Here is a 2,939-nt window from a genome sequence, read left to right as displayed (position 1 = left end):
GGATCCAGACGGCGCTGCCGCGCGGCAGGTCGAGCGCGCGGGTGCGGACGCCGTCCACCTTCGCGACGCGCCGCCCGCGCCCCAGCCCGACTTCCAGGACGGTGACGCCCTCGTCGCGCTCGAGGTCCGCGCGGACGTAGGCTTCCTTCTCGCCGCGCGTGACGAGCTGATCGAGCCGCGCGGCCTCCGTGAGGCCGGTCAGCACGAGGTACGCCGCTTCGAGCAGGTTCGTCTTGCCTTCCCCGTTCGGTCCGGAGACGCTCACGAGTCCGGGCGGCAGGTCCAGCGTGCCCGGCACGAGGTTGCGGTAGTTGAGGGTGGTGAGGGTGCGCAGTCGCACTGCGCCATTGTACGGGCCGCCTCCGAAAATTGCTGGACTCATGAGAGGGCGAGCTGCCCGCGCGCGTCAGGGAAGCCGGGGCGCGTCACGCTAGACTGACCTCATGACGGTCCCCTCCAGCCCCGCCCCCATCCGCCGTGAGGAGCGCGGCACGTGAAGTACATCGTGCTCTCCGGCCTGTCCGGCGCGGGCAAGAACACCGCGCTGCGCGCCCTGGAGGACGCGGGCTTCCTCACGCTCGACAACCTCCCGCCGCAGCTGTGGAGCGCCACGTACGACCTGGCGCGCACGCGCGGGCAGGAGTGCGTGGTGGTGTGCACCGACGCCCGCACCCGCGCGTACCTCACGGACGTGGAGGGCTGCTGGGAGGACCTGCGCCGACGGGGCGGCGTCCGGCTGGTGTACCTGGAGGCGTCCGACGAGGTGCTGCTGCAGCGCTACAACCTCACGCGGCGCGCGCACCCCCTGGGCGAGCCGAGCCTCATGCTGGACTTCCAGCACGAGCGTGACCTGCTGGGCGTGCTGCGCGAACGCGCGGACAACGTCATCGACACCACGCTGCTGTCCGCGCGCGACCTCGCCGAGCGGGTGCTCGACATCGCCGGGACGGACGCGGGCTTCGACCTGCGTCTGCTGTCCTTCGGGTTCAAGCACGCCCCGCCCCGCGACGCGGACCTCGTGCTGGACGTCCGCAGCCTGCCCAATCCGTACTACGTGCCGGAACTGCGCGACCGCACCGGCCTGGAGACCGACGTGGCCGCGCACGTCTTCAGCGAGGGCGACGACTACTACGAGCGCGTCCTGGGGTTCGTGCGCGACAGCGCCGAACGGGCGCGCGCCTCGGGCCGCCGGAGCTACAACGTCGCGGTGGGCTGCACGGGCGGCCGTCACCGCAGCGTCGCCGTGACGGAGCGTCTCTCGCACGACCTCGCGGACCTCGGGGCGCGCGTCACGGACCACCGGGACGTCACGCGGGGTGAGCACGCGTGAAGGAGACCCTCGGGCCCGACGTGAAGGTCGACGTGAAGGCCGATCCCACGCGCGCGCGCGTGGCGGGTCAGCGGGCCGTGAAGTGGATGACGCCCGGCATGGGCGTGAAGCGCTGGTTCGCGACGCTGATCGTGTGCGTGCTGATCCTCGCGGTGGGCTTCCTGCACCTCGTGTGGACGGGTCCGCTGCGCTGGGTCGCGACGCGCTGGATCCTGTGGCTCAACGCCCTCACGGACCCGCAGGTGATGCCGCTGTGGGCGGCGGGCGGCGCGGTCATGGCCCTCGCGTTCGCGGGCGCCATCGCGAGCGTGCTGCTGCTCAACCGCAGCCTGCTGCGCTCCATCGGCGCGAAGCCCGACGAGGCGGTGGATCACATCTACGTGCGGCGCACCCTGTCGCGCGGTCCGCGCGTCGTGGCGCTCGGCGGCGGTACGGGCCTGTCGAACCTGCTGTCGGGCCTGAAGAACTACAGCAGCAACATCACGGCGGTCGTGGCGGTCAGCGACGACGGCGGCAGCAGCGGACGGCTGCGCAAGGACCTCGGGATGATCGCGCCGGGCGACCTCACGGACTGCTACGCGGCCCTGTCGGACTCGCCCGTGCTGGCGCGCCTGCTGCTGCACCGCTTCCAGCGTGGCGAGGGCCTGTCGGGTCACACCTTCGGCAACCTGATGCTCGCCACGCTCTCCGAGGAGCAGGGCGGGCTCGCGAACGCCATGGCCGACGTCCACGAGGTGCTGCGCGTCCGCGGACAGGTGTACCCCGCCACGCCCACCCCGACGACGCTCGTCACGCACCTCGCGGACGGCTCCACCGTGCGGGGCGAGAGCACCTTCGGGCGGGACCGCGCGGGGCGGCGCGTGTCGCGCGTCACGCTCGACCCGCCCGACGCGCGCGCCCTGCCGGAGGTCGTGAGCGCCATCATGGAGGCGGACCTCGTCGTGATCGGGCCGGGCAGCCTGTTCACGTCCCTCATCCCGGCGGTGCTCGTGCCGGACGTGGCGCGGGCCGTGCGGAACACGTCGGCGCGCGTGGTGTACGTCGCGAACGTCATGAGCGAGCCCGGCGAGACGGACGACCTCGACCTGGAGGCGCACGAGCTCACGTTGCGCGAGCACCTCGGGCGCACGCCCGACTGGGTGCTGGTGAACAGCGCGCCCGTCACGGTGACGGTGAGGGAGCGCTACGCCCGCGAGGGCGCGCACATCCTGTCGAGCCGCGGCAGCACGCCCAGCTTCCGCACCCGCGTGCGCTTCGCGCCCCTGCTGCGCGAGAACACCGGCCAACACGACCCGGACCGCCTCGCGGCGGCCCTCCTGAAGCTCCTGTCGCGCGGGAACTGAGCGGCGGGCGGGCCGTCCCATCGCCGCGCCTTTCCCCTGATCTATACTCGCCCGTGTGAACTTCGCCGCGTTCCTCCCGTCCCTCGCCGCCGCGCTGCTGTCCGTTCCAGACCCCGCCGGGGACGTCAACGGGGACGGCTCGTACGTCCTGCCGCGCGCGCTGGTGGGCGGCGCGGAGCGGGCGCTGGACCTGCGCGAACTGCGCGCCGAGAACGTGAACGGCAGATTGCGCGTCACGGTGGGCATGGGCGGCGCGGGCAACCCGT

3 protein-coding genes and 1 pseudogene are annotated in these 2,939 nt (G+C 72.8%); 3 read left to right on the top strand and 1 reads right to left on the bottom strand.

Going from position 1 to position 2,939, the window contains the following annotated elements; genetic code table 11:
* A partial coding sequence (locus tag DEIPI_RS38685) for an AAA family ATPase (RefSeq protein ID WP_045233427.1) occupies positions 1-340 on the bottom strand: 340 nt, incomplete at its 3' end.
* A gap of 153 nt (positions 341-493) precedes the next feature.
* On the opposite strand from DEIPI_RS38685, the gene rapZ reads away from it, so the two are divergent.
* From rapZ to DEIPI_RS38680, 3 genes and pseudogenes are all read left to right on the top strand, one after another.
* A complete protein-coding gene (gene rapZ, locus DEIPI_RS0101635) occupies positions 494-1,330 on the top strand; it encodes an RNase adapter RapZ (protein ID WP_027480639.1) in 837 nt (278 codons plus the stop codon).
* 98 nt (positions 1,331-1,428) lie between these two features.
* On the top strand, positions 1,429-2,673 hold the full coding sequence (locus DEIPI_RS0101630; RefSeq protein ID WP_084473874.1) for a gluconeogenesis factor YvcK family protein: 1,245 nt from the start codon (positions 1,429-1,431) through the stop codon (positions 2,671-2,673).
* 55 nt (positions 2,674-2,728) lie between these two features.
* Positions 2,729-2,939: pseudogene (locus tag DEIPI_RS38680) on the top strand (glucodextranase DOMON-like domain-containing protein); the annotation flags it as partial.

The sequence above is a fragment of the Deinococcus pimensis DSM 21231 genome, assembly GCF_000519345.1.
Classification (GTDB): domain Bacteria; phylum Deinococcota; class Deinococci; order Deinococcales; family Deinococcaceae; genus Deinococcus_A; species Deinococcus_A pimensis.
Note: the sequence above shows the minus strand (reverse complement) of the source record. Positions and strands in the feature narration are given on the sequence as shown.

Coding starts and splice junctions, on each gene's coding strand:
- DEIPI_RS0101630 (WP_084473874.1), top strand. CDS start 1,429: ATGGGCGTGAAGCGCTGGTTCGCGACGCTGATCGTGTGCGTGCTGATC.